Raw genomic sequence first — 22,862 nt, 5'->3', positions numbered from 1 at the left:
ATCAGGCGGTGGTGCCGACTCCGGCCTCGGAGCCGCCGGACATCTCGGCGCCGGCCGAGGCCGTAGCTGAAGCAGAAGCCGTAGCGGAGTCCGAAGCGGGCCGGCGACGGCGACGGCGACGCGACTCCCCACCGTCGTCGGCCGCATCCGAGGTGCCGGAGTCCGCGACGGCGGACGCCGGGGCCGAATCCGAGGCCGCGGGCTCGCTCGCGGAGAAGGTCACCGCGGTCGTGGCCGCACGGCGGCGACGGGTCCGCGGAGCACGCTGCTCCTCATCGGCCGATCCCTCCGACGGGGCCGCTTCCGGCGTACCCGAAGAGGGGGTGTCGGTTGCCGCGGTGGAGTCCTCCACCCGCCGGCGGCGACGCTGCCGCTTGGGCCGCTCCCCGCCGTCGGCGTCATCGGCGGCCGAACCGGACGCCGGACCTGCTGCCGGACCTGATGCCGAGCCGGCTCCCGAACCGGATCCAGAGCCGAAGCCCGAGCCTGACCTCGCCGGGCCACCTCGCGAACGCCCGCGCTGGGCCGGGCCGCCACGTCCCCCCGCACGCCGGCCGGCGAACCCGAGGTCCTCCTCGACCTCGGCCGCCAGACCCGCGCGGTTGCGGTCGGCGGTCGGCAGCGTGCCCGAGATCTCGGTCGGGATGTCCAGGTCGGCGTAGAGCGCCGGGCTGGTGTGGTAGGTCTCCGGCGGTTCCGGCATGGTGAGCCCGAGCGACTTGTCGATCAGGACCCAGCGCGGCATGTCCTCCCAGTCGACGAACGTGACCGCCACACCGGTGGCGCCGGCCCGGCCGGTGCGCCCGATGCGGTGGGTGTAGGTCTCCGGGTCCTCCGGGCAGTCATAGTTGATCACGTGGGTGACCCCGGAGACGTCCAGCCCACGGGCCGCGACGTCGGTCGCCACCAACACGTCGATCTTGCCGGTGCGGAAGGCCCGCAGGGCCCGCTCCCGGGCGCCCTGGCCCAGGTCGCCGTGCACCGCCGCGACCGCGAAACCGCGGAAGTCGAGGTCCTCGGCGACGCGGTCGGCGGCCCGCTTGGTGCGGGTGAAGATCATCGTGAGGCTGCGCCCGCGGGCCTGCAGGATCCGCGCCACCATCTCCAGCTTGTTCAGCGGGTGGGTGCGGTAGACGACCTGCTTGGTCAGCGGCGACGCGGCGCTCTCGGCAGTGTGCCCGGCGTGGATGGTGACCGGGTTGCGCAGGAAGCGGCGGGACAACGCCACGATCGGGTCCGGCATGGTGGCCGAGAAGAGCATTGTCTGGCGCTGCTCCGGGAGCATTGCGAGGATCTTCTCGACGTCCTCCAGGAAGCCCAGGTCGAGCATCCGGTCGGCCTCGTCGAGGACCAGGGCACGGATCGAGCCGAGCTTCAACTGCTTCTGCTTGGCCAGGTCGAGCAGCCGGCCGGGGGTGCCGACCAGGATCTCGACGCCCTTCTTCAGGGTGTCGACCTGCGGCTCGTACGCCACGCCGCCGTAGATCGGCAGGACCCGGACGCCTCGGGTGCTGCCCGCGGCGGCGAGGTCGCGGGCCACCTGCAGGCCCAGCTCACGGGTGGGAACGACGATCAGTGCCTGCGGCTGGCCGTCGGCGCCCTCGGAGGGAGCGGTGATCCGCTCCAGCAGCGGGAGGCCGAAGCCGAGCGTCTTGCCGGTGCCGGTCGGCGCCTGGCCGATCAGGTCGGTGCCCCGCAGGGCGATCGGCAACGCGTATTCCTGGATGGCGAACGCGTGGGTGATGCCCGCCTTGGCCAGCGCCTCCACCGTCTCGGCACGCACGCCCAGCGCGGCGAAGGTGGGGCTGTCCGGGCGGACCGGAGCGCGGGTGATCACGGGTACTAGTGCTTGCTCATTGTCGGTCATGAAGTTTTACGGGTGCCCTCTCGTGGTGCGCCCGTCGAAGTCCTGGGCGCGGTCTGTGTAGGCGCGGGCCACACGCGGAAAAAGCGGGCCGCACGCGCGGTCGCCGGAACCCCTGGCCGATGAACAAGCCGGTCGATGTCGCGGCGACGCACGCCAGTGTACCTGACCTGGGACCGGACGCACCCGAGAGCGAGTCACGGGAGGGAACCCTGGGATCAGGGCCCCCTCCCGTCGACTCAGCGAGTCGTGAAACCGAAGGGGCGGTGCGACGCCTCGGCGATCTCCACGTAAGCCACCTTGGCGATCGGAATGATCACCTTGCGGCCCTTCTCATCGGTGAGCGACAGGACGCTGTCCTTGGCCATCGCCTCGGACACCGCCTGCTCGACCTCCGCCGGGGTCTGCGCGCTCTCCAGCACCAGCTCACGCGGCGAATGTTGCACGCCGATCTTGACCTCCACGGAGCCCTCCTCTGTCAACCGTCTTCCGACAGGAAGGCTATCCGATTTCCGGCGGCGTTCCGGCTGTTGAACCGCCCTGGAGCGGGAAGCTGGCGATGCCACGCCAGATCAGCGCAGCTACGAGCGCTTCGGCTTCAGCTTTAGGCGTACGCCGGCCGTTCGCCAGCCAGAACTGGGCGGCCTGCCCGGCCGCCCCGGCCAGGCCGGAGGCGAGCAGCTCGGCCTGGTCCGGCCGCAACCCGGTGTCCGAGATGATGGTGTCCGTCACAGCGGCGATGCAGCCCTGCTCCACGCGCTCGACACGCTGGCGCACCTGCGGGTCGTTGCGCAGGTCCGACTCGAAGACGAGCCGGAAGGCCTCGCTCTCGTGATCCATGAAGTCGAAGTACGCGCGAACCGCGCCCTTCACACGCTCCTTGTTGTCGGGAGTCGCCAGCATGGCCCCGCGCACCTTGGCGATTATCGCGTCGCAGTGCGTGTCGAGCAGGGCCAGGTAGAGCTCCAGCTTGCCGGGGAAGTGCTGGTAGAGCACGGGCTTGGAGACGCCCGCCCGCTCCGCGATGTCATCCATCGCGGCGGCGTGATAGCCGTGCGCGACGAAGATCTGCTGCGCGGCGGCCAGCAGCTGCTTGCGGCGCGCCGAACGTGGCAGGCGGGTGGGTCGTGCGGTCTGTGCCCCGCCGGACGCAGCGGTCATCTCTTGAACCTCCAGGGGGTCGGTCCCCGCGGTTTGGCGTCGCGGATTGCCCGGATCGGCGCATGTCGCGGTCGTGCGGGCAATTGTCGCGACGCTGCAACTTATCGCCACTGCAACCACACGGTAGCCTCAGCGGGGGCGAGCGAGGAGCACGCGGTGGATGAATCAGGGCATTCCGGAGAGGCCGGAGCCGCAGCGAGTGGCAATGACGCCGACTCGCGTGACCGCAACCGAGTGAACGGGTGGGCCAACAGCGACAACCCATGGTCCAGCTCAGGTGCGGATCTGGACAAGGACACGGACATCCCGTCGTGGCGGCGTCCGGCGGACAGCCGCACCTTCGGGCGGCCCGCGACCCCGCCGGCCTATCCGGAAGTTTCTCCCGAGATTCCCCCGTCCGGGCACCCCGAGCCCGCCACCGGTTGGACGGGTGAGCGGAGCCGCCTCGCCGACATCCTCGGCCACCGGCGGGTTCCCAGCGCGCCGCCCGCGCCCAGCAGCGCCCCGCCGTACCCGTACGAGGGGGACCTCGACGACACGTACCGGGACAAGACCCCGGTGGTCCAGCGCGCCTCGGTGCCGATGGCCCGCCCCGAGTGGACGCCCACCGCGGAGCCGGCGAAACCGGAACGATCCCGGCACGCCCTGGTCACCGACACCCTGGCGCAGGGCCTTCCGCAGGTCGACACCGCACCTGCGGGGGACAGGCGAACGGCGGACAACGGAGCGCCCGTCGCCCGCCCGTCGTACGATTCGGCCGGGTTCTCCCGCCGGTCCTACGAGCCGGCGCCCACCGATTACGCGCCGCCGGCCGCCGATCCGTCCGAGGCCGGCGAGGCACTACCGCAACGCGTGCCGGCCCAGCCGGACGTGCCCAGAGTTCCGGAGCCGCCCTCCGTGGAGCCATCGGCCGAAGCGCCCGCCCTGGCGCGGATCGCGACGCATCTGCGTCGCGGTGACGTCGTGCCGGCGCAGGAGCGGCAGGAGGGCTTCGACGTCCAGGACATCCTGGCCGCGGTGCGCGAGGTGGACGGTGTCCGCGACGCGTCGCTGCGCGCCACGCCGGCCGGCGCGCACAGCCTCCGGCTGGACCTGTCCGACGGCGCCGACCCGGCCGAGGTGAGCCGTCAGGTGGCCCGCCTCCTGCAGGACCGGATGGGACTGGACGCCGCGATGCCCGGCGACGGCCCGGCCGGCCCGCTCGTGCCCGGCCAGCCCACCCGGACCGCGCAGCCCAGCCTGCCCCCTCAGCCCACGCGGCCCGGCCGCGCGGCGGTTCTGCCCGCCCCGGCCTCGGCGCCCCCGGCGCCGGTCTCGGCCCCGCCCGCCCCGGTCTCGGCAGCTCCCGCTCCCGTCTCCGCGGCTCCCGCCCCGGTCTCGGCGGCGCCCGCCCCCTTCACACCCGCCGCCTTCAGCCCTCAGCCCGCGCCGGCCTCGGCTCCTCCGGCCGCCGCGCCCGCGCCCGCGCCGGCGCCGGTCTCCGCGCCGCCCACGACCGTGACCCGGCCGCGTTCGCTGGTGCCCGCGGACGCCTCTCGGCCCCGGCCGCTGGACCCCGGCGACAACCCCGGCCCTCGCGTGATCATCGAGAACGTACACGTCAACACGTTCGGGGCGGACGCCACCGTCGAAGTGCGGCTGCGGTCCGGCTCGCGGACCGCCTCGGGAGTCTCCACCGGCCCGGCGGTCGACGGCTACCTGCTGCGGCTCTGCGCCACCGCCACCGCCGGCGCCATCGACGAGCTGCTCTCCGCCTCCCAGCACGAGGAGGGCCCGGCGCGCTGCTTCGTCGAGCACGCCGCCGCGGTCTCCTTCGGCCAGATGCAGGTCGCGGTCGTGGTGCTGCTGCTGTCCTGCGGCGGTGGCTGGGTCGAGCAGCTGGCCGGCTCCGCCGTGGTGACCGGCGATGACCGGCACGCTATGGTCCGCGCCACACTCGCCGCGGTGAACCGTCGCGTCGAGGCACTCTTGGCTTGATGAGAGGCGCGATTCTCGCCGACGACAGCCTGCTGTTGCCGGCTGGTCAGATACCCCCACCGTGGCCCGCACGCCGGGTTCCGGTCAGCGGGTCGATGCTGCACGTCCGCGACACCCCGGCACTCAGCCCGAACGCCGAACCGGCCGTCTACGTGCACGGGCTCGGCGGCTCCTCGCAGAACTTCACCGACCTCGCCGGCCTGCTCGCCGACCGCCTCGACGGCCAGGCGATCGACCTGCCCGGCTTCGGTTACAGCGACCCCAGCCCGCGGTACTCCATCCCGTCCTTCGCGGCGACCGTCATCAACTACCTCGATCACTCCGGCCGCGGCCCGGTCCACCTGATCGGCAACTCGCTGGGCGGCTCCATCTCGGTCCGGGTCGCCGCGCTGCGCCCCGATCTGGTGCGGACCCTCACGCTGATCTCCCCGGCGATGCCGTTTCTCAACCCGCGCCGCACCGCACAGGGCCCGGTCCTGCCGCTGCTCGCCCTCCCCGGCGCGGAACGCCTGATGGCCTGGGCCCTGACCCGGGTCACCGCCGAGCAGATGGCCGAGCAGGTCCTTGCCGCCTGCTTCGGCGACACCACCAAGGTTCACCCGCAGCGCCGCGCCGAAGCGATGGAGGAGATCCAGCTCCGCTACACCGTCGCGCACTACCCGAAGGCCTACCTCGGCACTCTCCGCGGCCTGGTCAGCAGCTTCCTCCGGGCGTACCTCCCCGGCGTCAACTCGCAATGGCGCCTGGCCGCCCGCATCGAGGCGCCCACGCTGGTCATCGGCGGCCTCAACGACCGTCTGGTCGACCCACGCGTGCCGACCCAGGTCGCCCGGGCCGTCCCGGACAGCCGCCTGCTGGTTCTCCCCGGCGTCGGCCACGTGGCCCAGATGGAGGAGCCCCGGCTGGTGGCCAGGGCGATCATCGGATTGCTGCAGGACGTGCGTTCGCCCGCCGCCGGCTGAGTTGCCTTTCCGCCCCCCTCGGACGGGTGTGCGCCGCGCCGCACTCGGGGTGACAGGGGTGGGCCGGGCAGGCGGAATGTGAAAGCCTGGATCTCCCATGACGTCGCCTGCCGCCTCCGGCCCAACGCCGGAGACCTCGCCCGGAAGAGACCGTTGGCTCCAGTCCTGGTTGGTCGTCCTCGCGGCGACGCTGGTCCTGCTGGTCTTCGTGGCTGCCGGACTGCCGGGCCAGGATCCCGCACCTGTCGGCAATGCCGCCGCCGCGAGCCCGCCTTCAGCAGGCCCGCCGCCCCCGATCAACTCGTCGGCGTCAGCGGGCCCCTCCGCCGGCGGCGGGTCCACCTCCGGCCGCCCGTCGGCACCCGCCAGAGATCCGGTGTCCACCACTGATCAGCAGGTCGTCGAGTCGAACGCCGCCCCTTTTCCCGCTGCCGGGATGCTGCGGCTGCCCGGGCGGGCGCCGGTGCGCGGCTCCGGCCGATTCGAGTTCGCGAACAGCCGCGGCCCCGTCGCCGGGACCCGGGGACCGGTGCGCCGATACCGGGTGGCCGTGGAGAAGGGCACCAACGAGGACGTCGAGGCGTTCGCCGCGCAGGTCGTCGCGACCCTCGGCGACAGCCGGAGCTGGATCGGCAACGGCCGGGAACGCCTCCAACCGGTGACCGGAGCCGAACGTGCCGACTTCACGGTCTATCTGGCCACCCGGGAAACCGCGGGACAGATGTGCGCCCGGGGCGGCACGAACATCCGGATCGGTGGCGTGCCGTTCACCTCCTGCCGCACCACCGGCGCGGCGATCATCAACCTGGACCGGTGGCACGGCTCGGCCCGCCCGTTCGTCGAGGCCGGAACTGATCTGGCCACCTACCGCCAGTACGTGATCAACCACGAGGTGGGGCACGAGCTGGGCCACCGGCATCAGGACTGTCCGAAGGCCGGCGGACCGGCGCCGGTGATGGTCCAGCAGACGATCACGTTGCGCGGCTGCCGCCCGTACGCCTGGCCCCGCCGGAACAACCGCGGCTTCTCCGGCCCGGTGCGCTGACCCCAGGTGCGGTCCTTCCGCAGGTGGTGCGCTGACCTCGGGCTTCGGTTCATCCGGTACGGAAATCCGAAAGTCCTGTGACAAGCGATGCGTCATGGCACGCTGGCACTTGCTATGGCAAACGCGACAAATGGTCCTGTTGATCCGGACGCTGCGAGCACTGGCCGCAGCGCCGCCGAGCGTGCCCGGGCCGAGGCCGCCATGATGGCGGGCCTGTCACCGGACTCCACGGAACGCGACTCCACCGTCGAGCCGGCCGGACGGCACCGCGCGGTCCCGGCCACCGGGACGAAGTCGATGATCACCATCCCGGCCGAGCCCGCACGAAAGTCCGTGCGGAACGGTCAGGCGGCCGACGGCGACCGAGCGGCACCCGCCAGGCCGCCGGCCGTCAAGTCGACGTCGAGCCGGTCCGCCACCCCGCCGGCCGGCACCCGGACGACGGCGCGCAAGACCACCTCCGCCGCCAAGGCACCCACGTCCGAGGCGCCGGCTTCCACGTCCGAGGAGAAGCCCCGCCGCCGGACGACCACGCCGGACAGCGTCGCCGCCAAACCGGTCCGGCGCCGGGCCACCGCCGCCGACCCGGATCCCGGACCGGTCGCCGAGCAGCCGAAGCCCGTCCGCCGTCCGGCCCGGCCCGCGAAGCCCGCCGGAGCCGACACGACAGCGAAGTCCACCGAGGCCAGAACGACGGCTCCGCGGGCGAAGAAGGCACCTTCCGGCACCACCGCGAAAAGCGCGACACCGACGGCGAAGAGCGCCGCGGCCGCGCCGGCTCGCGCCGTCAAGAAGCCCGTCGCGGCGAAGCCGGCGATCGCTGCCGTCCCGGCACCGGCGCCGGTCGAGGCGGCCGCACCGCAGCCGGCCGGCGAACTGGTCGCCCGGGGGATCGTCGAGCTGGCCGCCGAACGGCTCGCCGCTTCCACCCCTGCGCCCGCACCCGAGCCGGACCCGGACGAGGACCCGACGGCCGCCGCGATTGCCCGCGCTGCCATGCCGCCCGTTCGCCGGACCAGCCGCTCCGGGTTCGGCGCCCGTCCCGGCAGCCGCCTGCCGATCCCTTCCCGGCAGATCGAGTCGCCGTCCCCGCAGAGCCACCTCGACCGAGCGGGCCACCCGGAAGCAGCGCCGTCCGAGAGCACGGAGGCCGACGGCACGGACCTCTATCCTCGGACCACGAACCGGCCGCCGGCCGGGCTGCCGGCCAGCGTCCGCCTCCCGGCCGAGCTGCCCGACAACCTCTGGCCGCCGCCCGGCCTGCTGGAGCGGCACACCACCGAGAACCTCTACGTGCCGGCCGCGGTGCTGCCGGCGCCCGCGCCCGAACGGCCCGGCGACGAGGCACCGGACCAGGCACCGGACCAGGCACCGGAGGAGACACCGGAGAAGACGCCGGACGAGCAGGCGCCCGCCGGGAACGGCCCGATCGGCCGTCTCTACGTGCCCGCCTCCCCGGACGAGCGCCAGGACCAGACCCCGCGCACCGAGGCCCAGGAGCCCGAGGGAGCCTTCCTCCCGACCGTGCTCTCCCGTGACGACGACCCCGGCTACGCGCCGGCGCACTCCCGTAGCGAGGCGGGGGCACGGCACGCGGCACCGGCGGCGAGCGTGCGGATGTTGCGCCGGCGGAGGCGCGCGATGCTTCTTGCGTACCTCGTGCTCGTCGCTCTGGTCCTGATCGTCGGGCATCGGCTCGGTCAGCAGGAGGAGCCCCTGGCTCCCGGGCGGGAGGCCGCGCAGCGTGCGGTCGACCCGGCGGGCGTCGGCCCGGCGGAGACCGTTCCGGCGGCGACGCCGCAGGCGCAGGCCGGACAGACTCAGGAGAGCCAGGCGGGGGAGACCGAGACGGCCGAGGCCGCTCAGGCGGGGGAGTTCCGGTACGCGAAGGGGCGCGGCCCGATGCTGGGCACGGCCGGCCGGTTGTACCGCTTCCAGGTCGCGGTCGAGAAGACTTTGAACGACGTCACTCCGGCCGACTTCGCCGAGCGGATCGACGACACGCTCGGGGACGACCGCAGCTGGACCAACGACGGGCGGCTGCGGATGCGGCGGGTGCCGAGTTCGGCCGGGAACGCCGACTTCACCATCTATCTGGCGTCCGCGAGCACGTCCGAGAAGATGTGCGCGACCGGTGGCCTGCAGACTGCCGGGTTCACCTCCTGCCGGGTGCCGGGCAAGGTGATCATCAACGCCGGCCGCTGGTCGGACGGCGTGCCCGATTACGCGGGGCACCTCGAGGAATACCGCCGCTACACGATCAATCACGAGGTCGGTCACGAACTGGGGCACGGGCACGAGGCCTGCCCGGGTGACGGCGAGAAGGCGCCGGTGATGATGCAGCAGACGTACGGCTTGAAGGGTTGCACCCGCAACTCCTGGCCGTACCTGAGCGGCAAGCGGTATGCCGGCGAGCCGGTGGCCTGAAATATTCCGCGATCCCGCATGCCGGGCCCGTGTCCGACGTCATGGGCGTGTTGCTGGAGAACGAGCAAGAATAGGCGGCGATCCTTACCACCGAACCCGGGGAGTGAACTGTGGCCCTGCCCCCGCTCGTCGAGCCGGCCGCTGAGCTGAGCATCGATGAGATCCGCCGCTATTCGCGTCACCTGATCATCCCCGACGTCGGGATGGACGGGCAGAAGCGGCTGAAGAACGCGAAGGTGCTCGCCGTCGGCGCGGGCGGCCTGGGCTCGCCGACCCTGCTCTATCTGGCTGCGGCCGGTGTGGGCACGCTCGGCATCATCGACTTCGACACGGTCGACGAGTCCAACCTGCAGCGTCAGATCATCCACGGTGTCTCCGACATCGGCACGCCCAAGGCGGAGTCCGCGGCACGCAGCATCGCCGAGGTGAACCCGCTGGTCAACGTGGTCATTCACAACACCGCGCTGGACCGGGACAACGTCAAGGAGATCTTCAGCCAGTACGACCTGATCGTCGACGGCACCGACAACTTCGCGACGCGGTACATGGTCAACGACGCCGCGGTGCTGCTCGGCAAGCCGTACGTCTGGGGCTCGATCTACCGCTTCGACGGCCAGGCCTCGGTGTTCTGGGAGGAGCACGGTCCCTGCTACCGCTGCCTCTACCCGGAGCCCCCGCCGCCCGGCATGGTGCCGAGCTGCGCCGAGGGCGGCGTCCTCGGCGTGCTGTGCGCGTCGATCGGCTCGATCCAGGTGAACGAGGCCATCAAGCTGATCACCGGCATCGGTGACCCGCTGGTCGGGCGCCTGATGGTCTACGACGCCCTGGAGATGAGCTACCGCAAGATCAAGGTCCGCAAGGACCCTGATTGCGTGCTCTGCGGCGAGAACCCCACGCTGACCGACCTGATGGAGGACTACGAGGACTTCTGCGGCGCGGTCTCGGTCGAGGCGCAGGAGGCCACGGTCAACGCGACCATCACGGCCCGTGAGCTCAAGGAGTGGCAGGACTCCGGCAAGGACCTGTTCCTCGTGGACGTGCGCGAGCAGGCCGAGTGGGAGATCAACCGGATTCCCGGCGCGACGCTCATCCCGAAGGGTGACATCCTCTCCGGCGCGGCGCTCGCCCAGTTCCCGCAGGACCGGCAGATCGTGCTGCACTGCAAGTCAGGCGTGCGCTCGGCGGAGGCCCTCGCCGCGCTCAAGGCGGCCGGCTTCAAGGACGCCGTGCACGTCCAGGGCGGCATCGTCTCGTGGGTCAACACCGTCGACCCGTCGCTTCCGTCGTACTGATCTGTCGCGCTGAGGAGTCACTCTAAGGTGGCTCCTCAGCACCGGAATGGCCCAGCGGAATCCCCGGTCGCGGGGTACCGTGACCATCGTGGTCGATATAGACGCCGCGATCGGGTATGTGGTCGCCCACGGTGACCTGGTCGAACGGGCGAGGTCGTCCCATCTTCGGACGGGGCAGCCCGCACCCGACGAGGTCGTCGTCCGCATCGCTTCCGGGCAGATGCCGGAGGGTGGCTGGGCCGCCTCGGCGGACGGCGGGGTGCCATCGATCGACGCCACCTGTTTCCGTCTCAATGAGCTCGACGACCTCGGCGGCCTGCGCGGTCCCGTCGTCGAGCGGGCCCTGCAGTGGCTCGCCGGCGCCCAGCGCGGCGACGGCACGTGGCAGGAGCACGAGACGCTCGCCGAACAGGCCCCGGCCTGGGCGATGCCCGGTGATCCCGAGGCGACCCTCTATCTGACCTCGGTGGCCGGTTTTTGGCTCACCGCGGCGGCGGTGGAGGCCGACCCCTTCCAGACCAGGGCCCTCTTCGGTGACGTGTTGCCGAGGGGGGCCGCCTGGGTGGCTTCGCAGCTGCGTCCCGACGGCACCTGGCCGTCGTTTTTGGCGGCCGGCTGGCACGCCGCCGTCCTGCTGCACCAGCAGCAGTTCTTCTACGAGTCGGCCCGCGTGCAGCAGGTGCTCGGCGAGCGGCTCACCGACATGTCGCCGGCCGACGTGGCCTCGATGGCAGCGGTCCTGCGCCGGGTGAACCTGGGTGACGACTGGCTGCTGCAGAACGCGCGGAAGCGGCTCTCCGAGACGCAGCGCCGGGACGGCGGGTGGGACAGCAACGAGGGCCCGCTGTTCGACGTGAACACGACGTTGACGGCGTTGCGCGCGTTCCGCTGAGCCGTCTTGCGAATCAGGCCTTCATCACCCTATGTGACGGAGTCATTCGATAACGGCTGGGTCGCCCGAGCGTGCACCCTGCCCTTTTGTCGGATTTAACAGGCAAAATCCCGCGTCCCGCCTCGACGAGAGGTTGTTCTGTCAAGGCCCGGCAACCGAACTGCACCCGATTGAGCCCGATATTGCCTGAAAGGCCACCAGACTCGCTACCAGGTGCACATCACTCTGGGTAATAAGGGCTATTGGGTTAAGGCAGACATGTCACGCATAGTTGGTGCAGGCCCGAACGGGGCCGAGGCGAGACGAAGATCCGCTGGGCGATGAAGATGGTCGCTCCAGTCCGGCGGGGAGTCAGTAGCGAAACCGGCGCCTACGAAGACCACCTACTTCGGAGGAATGCTCCCATGCGTAAGTCTGCCAAGCGCGCCGTCGTCATCGGTACCGCCCTCGCCCTGACCGCCGGTGGCGCCACCGCCGCCTACGCCGCCTGGAAGGTCAACGGCACCGGCTCCGCGTACGCCAAGGCTGGTACGGCTGTCGAGCTCACCACCTCGGTCGCCACCACCGAGGGCGCGCTGCTCTACCCCGGCGTGATCGCTGACTCCACCGTCAAGGTCACCAACAAGAACCCGTTCCCGGTCGACGTCAAGTCGGTCTCCTGGGCCGGCGCCAAGAACGCCGTCGCCGGCAACGTCCTCCCGGGCGAGCACTGCAACAACACCGGCGTCTACTTCGGTGACTTCACCTCGGGCAAGGGTCAGAGCGCGGGCGACTCGGTCGCCGTCAACTTCCACCTGGGCGCCGGCGAGACCAAGACCTTCACCGTGGCGAAGTCGGTCCGCATGACCAACGCGTCGGAGAACGGCTGCCAGGGCGCCACCTTCACCATCCCGGTGTCGCTGACCGGCCTCAGCGCCGACAGCTGATCTCCGCCCCGGGTGACGAGGCGTCAGGGGACGGGCGCCTCGTCTTCCGGGCATTTCCCTTTACTTCCCATCCGCAGAGAGAGCTCTCCCATGCGACTGCCACTCAGTGCGTACGTCCTGACCGGCGGCGGCCTGGTCGCCGCGGCCCTGGTGGCCGCGCCGGGCGCCGCACTGGCGTCGTGGTCGGTGGGAAGCGACGGCGGATCCGCCGTTGTCCGGGCCGTGACACTTCCGCCGGGTGGGACACCGGCCGCCCAGGTTCGCGACAGCGAGTCCTCGGTCGTCGTCACCTGGCCGGCCCTCAGCGTCCTGCCCGGTGTCGAGGTCGAGGGCTACCGCCTGACTCGGATCGACCCGGTCACCCGCGAAGCGGTCGACCTCGCCGGCAGCTGCGACGGTCTGATCACCAAGACCCGCTGCGTCGACTCCGGCGTACCCGACGGCAGCTGGATCTATCGGGTCCGCGCCGTGACGGGCGGCTGGACCGGCTCGTGGGGCGCACCCAGCGCTGTCGTCGTCGTCGACACCACCCCGATCGGGGCCGCCATCGCGTTCCCGGTCGACGGCGCCAAGTATGACGCCGAGACGTTCCTGGGATGCGGGTTCGAAGGCTTCTGTGGCACCGTCACACCCGCCGGCGGCTCGGCTCTGCGCGACGTGCGCGTCAGCTTGCGGCAGGGCGACCGCTACTGGAACCCGGCGACCGGATCCTTCCAGCGGGACGAGGTCCTCTTCGCCGTCCCCCACGACAGCGGCAGGTGGCGGTACCGCTTCCCGGTCGAGCGTTTCGAGAAGAACAACGCGAAGTACGAACTGCGTGTGGTCACCCGTGACGACGCCGGTGGCCGTGCCGACGACATCGCCGAGTTCCGTTTCCAGCAGACCGGCCCGGTGAAGACCGACCCGGTGGAGGTTGAGCCGGGCACTCCGAAGCCGGAGAAGCCCGCCGAGCCGAAGCCGGAGCCGGAGAAGCCCGCCGAGCCGAAGCCCGAGCCGGAGAAGCCCGCCGAGCCGAAGCCCGAGCCCGCCGAGCCGGCACCGCCGAAGCCGGAACCGGGTAAGGGTTCCGAGTCGAAGCCCGACGAGAAGCCTGCCGGCAAGCCGGACAAGAGCGATAACGCCGACGAAGCCGACAAGGGCGACGAGGGCGGCGGCAAGTCGGACAAGGGCGATAAATCCGAAAAGGACCACGAGTCCGGCGAAGGTGCGGACGCGCAGCCCGCCGAGTCGGAGAGTAAGTCCGGCGACGCCGAGATCTGAGAACGAAACAGCACATGGCGCCTGGCCCCCAGGCGCCATGTGCTGTTTCATGCAAAAGAGTGAATCGCCGTCGGCCCATTTCGGCGGATCGTCCCGGCCATTCGGTGGAGAGTAACCCAAGTCCACGATGGACTGTGCTGGGCAAACGCGTCGTGCAACGACCGAATCGGGCTTTACGCCCGCCCGGAACAGTTCGGTCAGTGCTGTCCGGGGGGCCATCAGATGGGCATTCACATCTCCTAAGAACTGATGCTGACCAGGTGATATGCGCCATGGGTGTCGAGCCGTCCAGGGTGCTACGGTCTCGCGCCGAAAGGATTTCCGCCGACGTCCACCAATGTGGACCTTCAGTGGACATGCCGTTTCGGAACACATATTCGACTGCCTTGTTGGAGCATCATGAATTCGCGTCAGGCTCTCGGAGTGCTCGACTTCGACCGGCGGGCCCACTCGGTGGGTAATGCCGGCATCGGCATCCTGCCGGTCACCGGTGTCGCCGCGATCGGTGGCGGCAACCTGATGGTTCAGCTGCTCGGCATCGCTCTCGTCGCCGTCTTCATCGGCATCGTCCTGTTCCGCCTGGGATCTTCGCGCAGCCGTGCCGTCCTGCAGGCCGGCGTGAACCCGGCGCGGCACCGGGCGTCTCGCGGGTCCCGCCGCGGGTCAGGCGCATGACGGCGGACCGGCTTCTGCGTTATGTCGCAGCTGTGGCGGCGTGCGCGGTTCCCGTCGGCTACCTGAAGTACGTCGGACTCGGCGGCATCGACAAGATCTTCTCGTTGATCGTGTTGCTGTACATGCTGGCGTTCACCTTCCTGGCGCTGTTCCAGCGGCAGCCGCGCCTGCCGCTGCCGGCCGGCCGGGTGATCGCGATCGTGCCGTTCTACAACGGCGACGCCCAGTTGCTGCACGACTCGATCCGCTCGCTGCTCAACGGCTCGGTGGTGCCGGATGTCATCCACGTGGTGGACGACGGCTCGGCCTCCGCCCCGCCGGTCTTCGACCACCCGCGGGTGGTCTGGCACCGGCAGGCGAACGCGGGCAAGCACCACGCGCAGGCCCGGGCGTTGCGTGCCGAGTTGGAGGCCGGGGTTTCGTTCGACTTCGTGGTGACCGTCGACGACGACTCGGTCGTCGACCGTTACGCGGTGGAGCGGCTGCTGCGCCGCATGTCGGATGCGCGGATCAACGGTGCGACCGGGGTCGTCTACGCGATCAACCGGGCCCGGAGTGTCATCACCAAGGTGACCGACCTGCACTACGTGCACTCGTGCCTGATCGTGCGGCAGGGCCTGTCCGCCAAGGGTGACGTGTTCACCACTTCCGGTGCGCTGGCGGTGTACCGCGCCCAGGTCTGGCTGGACAACCTGGACGAGTACCTCGACCGGGGCAATGCCGACGACCGGCACCTGGCACACATCTGCCAGCGCAGCGGTCTGACCGCCGCCGTTCCGGACGCGTACGTCTACACCCACGTGCCCGACAACGCCGCCGACCTGTTCCGTCAGCGCATCCGGTGGGCCCGCGACTACTACCGCATGATCGTCATGGATCTGCGCTTTCTGCAGGGCTGGTCGCTGTGGATGCGCGGCGCCGACTTCGCGCTGATGTGCCTGGCCCCGCTCCTGGCGCTCACCGCGCTGATGGTGTTCCCGTTCGCGCAGTGGCGGGTGCCGGTCGCGGGTGTGGCCCTCTGGGTGTTCTTCCTCTACACCCAGACGTTCACCTATGTGCTGGAACGGCGTGGGGTGGCGCTCCGGCATCGGCTGTGGGCGTGGCTGGCGTACACCCCGGTCCTGTACTTCCTGCAGGTCGCCCTGATCGGGCCGGCGATGCTGGTGGCGCTGGTCAACCTGCGGCATCCGTCGTGGCAGACGCGCAACGCCAAGGAGGCCGTGAAGGCCCGGACAGCCGGTGGCCGGTCCCGGTGGATGGATCTGCTGCGGTCGGTGGCGATCGTTCGCGTGGTCACCTTCCACGCCACCGGCTGGGGCTGGCTGTCCTACCTCTTCCCCAGCATGGGCATCATGTTCGGCCTGGCCGGCTCGTTGATGGCCCGGTCGCTGACGAAGGCCGGGGACCGTGCCGAGCTGGCGGTCTGGTCCCGGGTGCGCCGGCTCCTCCCGGCGGTGTGGCTGCTCGGTGCGATCCTCGTCCCGGTCATGTTGATCATGGGCTGGGACGGCGACGACGCCCGCCCGTTCAACGAGGCCGCCGTCATCGCGTGGATCTTCCCGCTGTCCGACCCGCCCGGCAACGACTGGGCCGCCCCGATGACCGGTGTGCTGTGGTACATCCGCACATATCTCTGGCTGGTGCTGTTGTCACCGGCGCTGTGGGCGTCGTTCCGGCGCTGGCCGGTGGCGACCACCGTGCTGCCGCTCGGGTTGATCGCGGTGGCGCCGCTGGTGGCACCGGTGTCGGCGTGGGGCTCCGACATCCTCACCTCGCTCGGCACATATACGCCCTGCTGGGTGCTGGGGTTCTGGCACGCCACCGGGCGCCTGAAGTCGGCACCGTTCGGGCGGATCCTCGGCCTGGCGGTGGTCTGCCTCGGCGTCTCCTGGACGTGGACCCGGATCTACCCGCCGGAGCTCGGCTCACTGCAGGAGAGCCCGGTCGGACAGGCCCTCTGGTCGGCGGCATTCATCCTGCTGCTGCTTCGTTTCGAGCCGAAACTGGAGTGGCTGCGCGCGGTACGGCCGCTGGACCGGCTGATCTCGACGATGAACAGCCGGGCCGTCACGATCTACCTCTGGCACCAGCTGGCGATCATTTCGACGGCGCCGGTGCTGGCGGCCTCCGGCGTCTTCGAGCACGGGCCGGCAGCCTCGTGGGCGCTGAAGATGGCCCTGGTGTGGTCCGGTGTGATCCTCGCCTGCCTCGTGTTCGGCCGGGTCGAGGATCTGACCAGCCCGACGAGGCGCAACCGGCATGCCGAGAAGGATCTCGGGCGGACGCACCCCGAAGTGGCGCACGCGCTCACCCCGCGACCGGAGCCGGGCCAGACCGCGGTGATCCAGCTGGCACGGCCGCAGGCCGCCGGCGCGGTCGCACACGTGCGGACGCAGCGGATCCGGTTACCCGAGCGGGTGCCGTCCACGGCGGCGACACCCCGGCGGGAGGAGAGCCGCACGCCCTGGAGGTAGGCGGTCAGCGGGTGTGGCCGTTGCCGGTCACCACGTATTTCGTCGAGGTCAGTTCCGGCAGGCCCATCGGGCCGCGGGCGTGCAGCTTCTGCGTGCTGATGCCGATCTCGGCGCCGAAACCGAACTCGCCGCCGTCGGTGAACCGGGTCGAGGCGTTCACCATCACGGCCGCCGCGTCCACGCCGGCCGTGAAGCGCCGGACCGCGGTCGTCGACTCGCTCACGATGGCCTCGGTGTGCCCGGTCCCGTAGTGCCGGATGTGGTCCAGCGCGTCCTCCAGGGAGTCCACGACCGCCACCGCGATGTCGGCGGACAGGTATTCCGTACCCCAGTCCTCCTCGGTGGCCGCGACCACCGCGTCGCTGTAGCCGGCCACCCGGGCGTCACCGTGCACGGTGACGCCCTTGACCTCGAGCTCCTCCAGCACGAGCGGCAGGAACGAGTCGGCGATCTCGGCGTGCACCAGCAGCGACTCAGCGGTGTTGCAGGTCGAGAGCCGCTGCGTCTTGGAGTTGATGGTGACGGCGAGGGCCTTCTCCAGATCGGCCGACGCGTCCACATAGACGTGACAGTTGCCCACGCCCGTCTCGATCACCGGCACCGTGGACTGCTCGACCACCGTCTTGATCAGCGAGGCGCCGCCGCGCGGGATGAGGACGTCGACCAGGCCGCGGGCGCGCATCAGCTCCTTCACCGAGTCGCGGGTGGTGGCGTCGAGCAGCTGAACGGTGTTGGCCGGCAGACCCGCGTCGGCGACCGCCTTGCGCAGCACCGAGACGATCGCCGCGTTCGAGGAGAACGCCGAGCCGGAGCCGCGCAGCAGCGCCGCGTTGCCGGACTTGAGGCAGATGCCGGCCGCGTCGGCCGTCACGTTCGGGCGGCCTTCGTAGATCATGCCGACCACGCCGAACGGCACCCGGATCTGCCGCAGTTCCAGCCCGTTGGCCAGCGTGGAGCCGCGGACCACGTCGCCGATCGGGTCCGGCAGGGAGGCGAGCTGGCGCAGGCCGTCGGCCATCGCGGCGACCCGTTCCGGGGTCAGCGTGAGCCGGTCGATCATGGCGTCGGAGAGGCCGTTCTCCCGGCCGTTGCGGATGTCCACCGCGTTGGCCGCGACGATGTCGTCGGTGCGCTCCACCAGCCGGTCCGCCATCAGCAGAAGGGCCCGGTCCTTCTCCGCCCGGGTGGCTCCGGCCAGGTCGATCGCGGCGATCCGTGCGGCGGCCGCCTGCTCCAGCACGCTCATGGCAAACCCTTCAATAGAGGAAGACCTAGAGGAGTACGAGATCGTCCCGGTGGACGACCTCTCGTTCATAGCCCGGACCCAGCTCGGCGGCCAACTCGGGGGTGGACCGGCCGAGCAGCGCGGGCAGTTCGACAGCGTCGTAGTTGACCAGGCCGCGGGCCACCGGTGTCCCGGAGCCGGCGTCCACCAGGTCGACCGGGTCACCCGCCGCGAACGAGCCGTCCACCGCGGTGATCCCGGCCGGCAGCAACGATTTGCGCCGGGCCACCACGGCCGCGACCGCGCCCGCGTCCAGGTGCAGCCGGCCGCGCGGGGCGGTGGCGTGGGCCAGCCAGAACAGCCGGGCGGCGGGTCGCTGGGCGGCGGCCTCGAAGAGGGTGCCGACCTCCTCGCCGGCGAGCGCGGCACCGGCCATCGGCGCGGCGGTGAGCACCACCGGGATACCGAACCCGGTGGCGATCCGGGCCGCCTCCACCTTGGTGATCATGCCGCCGGTGCCGACACCGGATTTGCCGGCCGAGCCGATCTGGATGCCCGCCAGGTCGGCGTCGTCACGGACCAGGGGGATCCGGCGGGACGCCGGGTCGGACGGACTGCCGGTGTAGAGCGCGTCCACATCGGAGAGCAGCACCAGCAGGTCGGCGTGCGCGAGCGCGGCGACCAGCGCGGCCAGCCGGTCGTTGTCGCCGAACCGGATCTCCTCGGTGGCGACCGTGTCGTTCTCGTTGACGATCGGCAGCGCGCCCAGGTCGAGCAGCTTGCGCAACGTCCGGTACGCGTTGCGGTAGTGCACCCGGCGGGTGACGTCGTCGACGGTGAGCAGCACCTGGCCGACGGTCAGCCCGTGCTTGGCGAACCCGGCGATGTACCGCCCGATCAGCAGGCCCTGGCCGACCGAGGCGGCGGCCTGCTGGGTGGCCAGGTCGCGCGGCCGGCGGCGCAGCTGCAACGGGGCGAGCCCGGCGGCGATCGCGCCGCTGGAGACGAGGACCACCTCGCGCCCCTCGGTGGCCAGCCTGCCCAAGACGTCGACGAGCGCGTCGACGCGTTGCTCGTCGATGCCGCCCGCCGCGGTGGTCAGCGAGGACGACCCCACCTTGACCACGATCCGGCGCGCACCGGTAACCACTTCCCGCACCAGGCCCATTGTGCTCGGCCGGCCGCTGTCGATCGTTGCCAGATCCCATATCGTGGCGGTTGATGACACCCCAGGAGTACGTCGAAGAGGTTCTCGCGCTGGTGGAGAGCATTCCCGAGGGCCGGGTCATGTCGTACGGGGCGATCGCCGACGCGCTGGCCGAGCGGTCCGGCCGCAACTCGCCGCGGCAGGTCGGCCGGATCATGTCGCTGCACGGCGGCGGCGTCCCGTGGCACCGGGTCTGCAACGGCGCGGGCCGGTTGCCACCCGGCCACGAGCGGGAGGCGCGGGCCCGGCTGCTCGCCGAGGGCGTGCCGATGCGCGGTGACCGGGTGCTGATCGCCGAGGCCTGCTGGATGCCCTAGGCCCTAGGCGATCAGCCCGGCCAGGGTCGCGGCGGCGCGCATCTGATATTCGAAGAAGCCTCGCCGGTCTTCCTCGACACTGTTGTTCAGCTGGCCGAAGAGCTCCGCGCTGATCGCGCCGCAGAGCTGGAAGAACCCGCTGATCGTGTCGGCGACCGCGCGGGCCGGCAGGTCGGGGTAATAGACCGCCGTGACCGCTGCCAGTTCTTCGGCGTACCGTCCGGTGGGCGCCGCCTGCTCGGCGACCTGCCCGCTGCGGTACGCGTCGGCGATGATCGAGCCGAGCAGCAGGAGCACCCGGGTCCCGGGTTCGACGGTGTCCCGCGGCGCCTGATAGCCCGGCACCGGGCTGCCGTAGATGAGCGCCCACTCGTGCGGGTTGGCCAGCGCCCATTCGCGGGTCGCGTGCGCCGCCGCCAGCCACTTGTCCAGCGGCTTCTCGAGGCCCGCGACCGCCTGTTCTGCCGCCGCGCCGACCGCGCCGTACGCGTCGATGATCAAGGCTGTGAGCAGCTCGTCCCGGCTGGCGAAATACCGGTAGACGGCCGACGAGGCCATGCCGAGGTCGCGGGCGACCGCCCGTAGCGACAGGTTGGGCCCCTCGGTGGCGAGGTGGCGCCGGGCCACCGTCTTGATCTCTTCGGTCATCTCGGCCCGCACCCGGGCCCGTAGGTTCGCGGCGCTCATGCGACCAGTGTGCCATAAGGAGAGCACCGCTCTTGCGTCCGGAGACAACTTATGCAACCCTTGTTCTTGTAAGAGAGCGGTGCTCACAAAGCAGAGCAAGGGGAACGTCATGCATGTCGTCATCGGTGCCGGTCCGATCGGCTCCACCGTCGCCCGTCAGCTCGCCGACCGTGGCGAGACCGTCCGGATCGTCACCCGCAGCGGCGGTGGCCCGGTGCACCAGCTGATCGAGCGGGTCGCCGCCGACGCCGCCGACGCCCGCCGGCTCACCGAGATCGCCAAGGGCGCCGAGGTGCTCTACAACTGCGCGAACCCGAAGTACACCGAGTGGGCCGACAAGTGGTTCCCGATGAACAACGCGATGATCGCCGCGGCCCGGGCCACCGGCGCGGTCTACGCGATCACCGGCAACCTCTACGGCTACGGGCAGCAGCCCGGCGGCCGGATGACCGAGAGCTCCCCGCTCGCCGCGACCGGCCGCAAGGGACGGATCCGCAACCGGATGTGGCAGGACGCGCTCGACAGCGGCGTGCGCACCTTCGAGGCCCGGGCGTCGGACTACCTGGGCGCCGGAGCGGCCGGAGTGTTCTCCGCGGTGCTCCTGCCCGCCATGAACGCGGGGCGCACCGCCTGGGCGCCGGCCGACGTCGACCTGCCGCACACCTTCACCTACACCGGCGACATGGCCCGCACCCTGGTCGAGCTGGCCCGCGACGACCGGGCGTACGGAAAGGCATGGCACGTGCCGTCACCGGTCCCGATCACCATCCGGGAGCTGGCCGGGCGCTATGCCGAGATGACCGGCCGGCCGCCGCTGAAGATCCGCAAGCTGCCGCGCTTCGTGATGCGGACCGCCGGTCTGGCCGTCCCGATGGCGCGCGAGCTGGCCGAGATGGACTACCAGTTCTACTTCCCGTTCGTGCTGGACAGCTCGCTCACCGAGCGCACCTTCGGCCTGACCGCGACGGACCTCGAGGTGGCGCTGCGGGAGACGGCCGCCGACGAGCAGAGCGTCGCCGCCCGGAAGATGTGATCACAGCAGCAGGCCGACCCCGCCCCGCCGGGGATCGCCCGCGGCCCCGGCGAGCCCGACCGCGGTCACCCCGCCGAAGTAGTGGTTGACCTCCGGCCACTCGACCACCTGCCAGCCGGCTTCCGACAGCGCGGCCAGTTCCGCGGGCGGACAACCGGCTTCGGCGTGCACGGTGTCCTCGACCACGTGGAAGCGGGGCCGGGCGATCGCCTCGGGCACGCTCAGCCGGTCCACCAGGACTCCGAGCAGGGTGTCCACCAGCGCGGTGCGGATCCGGGAGGCGCCGGCCGAGCCCGCGGCCACGGCCAGGGCGCCGTCCGGGCCGATCACCACGAGCGGGCACATGTACGACGACATCCGCCGCCCGGGCGAGAGATCCCCGGTCAGCAGCTCGCCCTCGCCCAGCATCGAGTTCAGGTTGATGCCGAGGCCGGGCAGCCAGACCCCGGCGCCCAGGCCGAGCGTCGTGGTGATCACACAGGCGTTGCCGTCCGGGTCGACCACCGACACGTTGGTGGTGTCACCCAGTCGCTGCGCGCCCCGGTTGCGCAGCGCGGCCGCGACGCCGGCGGCTCGCGACGGCCGGGACAGGTCCGCCGGCAGTGCGCCGATGGTGTCCACGGTCCGGTTCAGGTCGGGCCGGGCGTGCACCCGATGGCCGGCGAGCGTCGCGGTGTCGACCGGGGTCTCCTCGACCCGGTACGCCGCCAGGTCCGCCGGTCCGATCGTGCCGCCGGCCGCGCGTACCGTCTCGACCAGCAACGACCCGTAGGCGCCGGTGTAGAAGACGTCCGGGCCCTCCGCTGCCATCGTCTCCAGCGCGTCCGCCAGCCCGGGGTGGAAGAGGAGCTCGTCGCCCTGCAGGAGCCGGCCGCCGGGGGCGTACAGCGCCGCGCCGTCGCCGTACGCCAGGGCCGGCGCGCACGACTCCAGCGTCCGCGCGTGCGCGGCCGGAAGCAGCACACCGGTCCGGGCCAGCCCGGCGGCCGGGGCGACCACCTCGGCCCAGGGCAGGCGCCCCCAGCGCTTGTGCACCTCGCCGAGGCCGGCCGGCACACCGGGCACGGCAACGCTGGCGCCGCCGATCGAATAGACCTGTGGCAGCCCGCCGAAGAAGACGTCGACCGCGACCATCGGCTCGGCCTTGCGATCGTCGTCGAGGCCTGGCACGGCGACGAAGAAGTCGAGGCAGGTGACCTTTCCGGTGCTCGCCTCGAAGAAGGTGGCGAATCCGCCACCGCCCAGCCCGGTGTAGATTGTCTCGGCGACGCAGCAGGCCAGGACGGCTCCCACCGCCGCGTCCGCCGCCGATCCGCCGGCCTGCAGAATTCTGATCCCGGTGCGTGCGGTCGCCGGGTGACTTGCGGCGACGCCGGCCGCGACGCTTTTCATGCGGCGAGCGTAGGCGGCGCGGGGCGATCATGGTTACGATGCCGGT

Annotated in this window: 19 protein-coding genes; 12 read left to right on the top strand and 7 right to left on the bottom strand. The window is 71.3% G+C overall.

Features of this window, described 5'->3' with window-relative positions; all coding sequences use genetic code 11:
• Position 1 precedes the first annotated feature (1 nt).
• From AC0NH5_RS27270 to AC0NH5_RS27260, 3 genes are all read right to left on the bottom strand, one after another.
• The gene (locus AC0NH5_RS27270; RefSeq protein WP_474409121.1) at positions 2-1,867 is read right to left on the bottom strand and encodes a DEAD/DEAH box helicase; all 1,866 of its coding nucleotides are present in this window, start codon (positions 1,865-1,867) and stop codon (positions 2-4) included.
• Between the two features lie 236 nt (positions 1,868-2,103).
• The gene (locus AC0NH5_RS27265; protein WP_378028617.1) at positions 2,104-2,328 is read right to left on the bottom strand and encodes a DUF3107 domain-containing protein; all 225 of its coding nucleotides are present in this window, start codon (positions 2,326-2,328) and stop codon (positions 2,104-2,106) included.
• A gap of 37 nt (positions 2,329-2,365) precedes the next feature.
• A complete protein-coding gene (locus AC0NH5_RS27260; RefSeq protein WP_196419678.1) occupies positions 2,366-3,025 on the bottom strand; it encodes a TetR/AcrR family transcriptional regulator in 660 nt (219 codons plus the stop codon).
• Positions 3,026-3,259: 234 nt separating this feature from the next.
• On the opposite strand from AC0NH5_RS27260, the gene AC0NH5_RS27255 reads away from it, so the two are divergent.
• From AC0NH5_RS27255 to AC0NH5_RS27210, 10 genes are all read left to right on the top strand, one after another.
• A complete protein-coding gene (locus tag AC0NH5_RS27255; protein WP_474409119.1) occupies positions 3,260-5,002 on the top strand; it encodes a Daple in 1,743 nt (580 codons plus the stop codon).
• On the top strand, positions 5,002-5,964 hold the full coding sequence (locus tag AC0NH5_RS27250; protein WP_474409117.1) for an alpha/beta fold hydrolase: 963 nt from the start codon (positions 5,002-5,004) through the stop codon (positions 5,962-5,964). The genes AC0NH5_RS27255 and AC0NH5_RS27250 overlap by 1 nt, the downstream gene beginning before the upstream one ends.
• 97 nt (positions 5,965-6,061) lie before the next feature.
• Positions 6,062-7,009 carry a DUF3152 domain-containing protein gene (locus AC0NH5_RS27245; RefSeq protein ID WP_474409114.1) on the top strand — a complete coding sequence of 316 codons (948 nt, stop codon included), beginning with the start codon at positions 6,062-6,064 and terminating at the stop codon, positions 7,007-7,009.
• 114 nt (positions 7,010-7,123) lie between these two features.
• Positions 7,124-9,436, top strand: coding sequence for a DUF3152 domain-containing protein (locus tag AC0NH5_RS27240; RefSeq protein ID WP_474409111.1), 2,313 nt, complete (start codon positions 7,124-7,126; stop codon positions 9,434-9,436).
• 110 nt (positions 9,437-9,546) lie between these two features.
• Complete coding sequence (gene moeZ, locus AC0NH5_RS27235) at positions 9,547-10,728, top strand: adenylyltransferase/sulfurtransferase MoeZ (RefSeq protein ID WP_474409109.1); 1,182 nt, start codon at positions 9,547-9,549, stop codon at positions 10,726-10,728.
• An 88-nt stretch (positions 10,729-10,816) separates the two neighbouring features.
• Positions 10,817-11,620, top strand: coding sequence for a prenyltransferase/squalene oxidase repeat-containing protein (locus AC0NH5_RS27230; protein ID WP_474409106.1), 804 nt, complete (start codon positions 10,817-10,819; stop codon positions 11,618-11,620).
• A gap of 404 nt (positions 11,621-12,024) precedes the next feature.
• On the top strand, positions 12,025-12,546 hold the full coding sequence (locus AC0NH5_RS27225) for a hypothetical protein (RefSeq protein ID WP_474409104.1): 522 nt from the start codon (positions 12,025-12,027) through the stop codon (positions 12,544-12,546).
• Between the two features lie 90 nt (positions 12,547-12,636).
• Positions 12,637-13,806: a hypothetical protein gene (locus AC0NH5_RS27220; RefSeq protein WP_474409102.1), complete on the top strand. Its 1,170-nt coding sequence runs from the start codon at positions 12,637-12,639 to the stop codon at positions 13,804-13,806.
• A gap of 399 nt (positions 13,807-14,205) precedes the next feature.
• Positions 14,206-14,481 (top strand): hypothetical protein, encoded by a 276-nt coding sequence (locus tag AC0NH5_RS27215; protein ID WP_474409100.1) that lies wholly within the window; start codon positions 14,206-14,208, stop codon positions 14,479-14,481.
• Complete coding sequence (locus AC0NH5_RS27210; protein WP_474409098.1) at positions 14,478-16,955, top strand: acyltransferase family protein; 2,478 nt, start codon at positions 14,478-14,480, stop codon at positions 16,953-16,955. Before AC0NH5_RS27215 ends, AC0NH5_RS27210 begins: the two co-directional genes overlap by 4 nt.
• Before the next feature lie 4 nt (positions 16,956-16,959).
• On the opposite strand, the gene AC0NH5_RS27205 is transcribed toward AC0NH5_RS27210, so the two are convergent.
• Positions 16,960-18,201 carry a glutamate-5-semialdehyde dehydrogenase gene (locus AC0NH5_RS27205; RefSeq protein WP_474409095.1) on the bottom strand — a complete coding sequence of 414 codons (1,242 nt, stop codon included), beginning with the start codon at positions 18,199-18,201 and terminating at the stop codon, positions 16,960-16,962.
• Positions 18,202-18,226: 25 nt separating this feature from the next.
• On the bottom strand, positions 18,227-19,339 hold the full coding sequence (gene proB / locus AC0NH5_RS27200; RefSeq protein ID WP_474409092.1) for a glutamate 5-kinase: 1,113 nt from the start codon (positions 19,337-19,339) through the stop codon (positions 18,227-18,229).
• 62 nt (positions 19,340-19,401) lie between these two features.
• Between proB and AC0NH5_RS27195 the strand changes: the two genes are divergently transcribed.
• Positions 19,402-19,704: an MGMT family protein gene (locus AC0NH5_RS27195; RefSeq protein ID WP_474409090.1), complete on the top strand. Its 303-nt coding sequence runs from the start codon at positions 19,402-19,404 to the stop codon at positions 19,702-19,704.
• Between the two features lie 3 nt (positions 19,705-19,707).
• Here the strand turns inward: AC0NH5_RS27195 and AC0NH5_RS27190 are convergent, their stop codons facing one another.
• Complete coding sequence (locus AC0NH5_RS27190) at positions 19,708-20,391, bottom strand: TetR/AcrR family transcriptional regulator (protein ID WP_474409087.1); 684 nt, start codon at positions 20,389-20,391, stop codon at positions 19,708-19,710.
• A 109-nt stretch (positions 20,392-20,500) separates the two neighbouring features.
• Between AC0NH5_RS27190 and AC0NH5_RS27185 the strand changes: the two genes are divergently transcribed.
• Positions 20,501-21,424, top strand: a complete 924-nt coding sequence (locus tag AC0NH5_RS27185; protein ID WP_474409084.1) for an NAD-dependent epimerase/dehydratase family protein — start codon at positions 20,501-20,503, stop codon at positions 21,422-21,424.
• On the opposite strand, the gene AC0NH5_RS27180 is transcribed toward AC0NH5_RS27185, so the two are convergent.
• Entirely contained in the window at positions 21,425-22,816 is a 1,392-nt protein-coding gene (locus AC0NH5_RS27180) for a gamma-glutamyltransferase (RefSeq protein ID WP_474409081.1), read from the bottom strand.
• Between the last annotated feature and the right edge of the window lie 46 nt (positions 22,817-22,862).

Source organism: Actinoplanes sp. 13, assembly GCF_056134165.1.
Note: the sequence above shows the minus strand (reverse complement) of the source record. Positions and strands in the feature narration are given on the sequence as shown.

Bases quoted from the DNA above. Each gene is read 5' to 3' on its own strand.
- AC0NH5_RS27270 (WP_474409121.1), bottom strand. From the start codon at position 1,867: ATGACCGACAATGAGCAAGCACTAGTACCCGTGATCACCCGCGCTCCG.
- AC0NH5_RS27260 (WP_196419678.1), bottom strand. From the start codon at position 3,025: ATGACCGCTGCGTCCGGCGGGGCACAGACCGCACGACCCACCCGCCTG.
- AC0NH5_RS27250 (WP_474409117.1), top strand. From the start codon at position 5,002: ATGAGAGGCGCGATTCTCGCCGACGACAGCCTGCTGTTGCCGGCTGGT.
- AC0NH5_RS27245 (WP_474409114.1), top strand. From the start codon at position 6,062: ATGACGTCGCCTGCCGCCTCCGGCCCAACGCCGGAGACCTCGCCCGGA.
- AC0NH5_RS27240 (WP_474409111.1), top strand. From the start codon at position 7,124: ATGGCAAACGCGACAAATGGTCCTGTTGATCCGGACGCTGCGAGCACT.
- AC0NH5_RS27225 (WP_474409104.1), top strand. From the start codon at position 12,025: ATGCGTAAGTCTGCCAAGCGCGCCGTCGTCATCGGTACCGCCCTCGCC.
- AC0NH5_RS27220 (WP_474409102.1), top strand. From the start codon at position 12,637: ATGCGACTGCCACTCAGTGCGTACGTCCTGACCGGCGGCGGCCTGGTC.
- AC0NH5_RS27215 (WP_474409100.1), top strand. From the start codon at position 14,206: ATGAATTCGCGTCAGGCTCTCGGAGTGCTCGACTTCGACCGGCGGGCC.
- AC0NH5_RS27210 (WP_474409098.1), top strand. From the start codon at position 14,478: ATGACGGCGGACCGGCTTCTGCGTTATGTCGCAGCTGTGGCGGCGTGC.
- AC0NH5_RS27205 (WP_474409095.1), bottom strand. From the start codon at position 18,201: ATGAGCGTGCTGGAGCAGGCGGCCGCCGCACGGATCGCCGCGATCGAC.
- AC0NH5_RS27195 (WP_474409090.1), top strand. From the start codon at position 19,402: ATGACACCCCAGGAGTACGTCGAAGAGGTTCTCGCGCTGGTGGAGAGC.
- AC0NH5_RS27190 (WP_474409087.1), bottom strand. From the start codon at position 20,391: ATGAGCGCCGCGAACCTACGGGCCCGGGTGCGGGCCGAGATGACCGAA.
- AC0NH5_RS27185 (WP_474409084.1), top strand. From the start codon at position 20,501: ATGCATGTCGTCATCGGTGCCGGTCCGATCGGCTCCACCGTCGCCCGT.
- AC0NH5_RS27180 (WP_474409081.1), bottom strand. From the start codon at position 22,816: ATGAAAAGCGTCGCGGCCGGCGTCGCCGCAAGTCACCCGGCGACCGCA.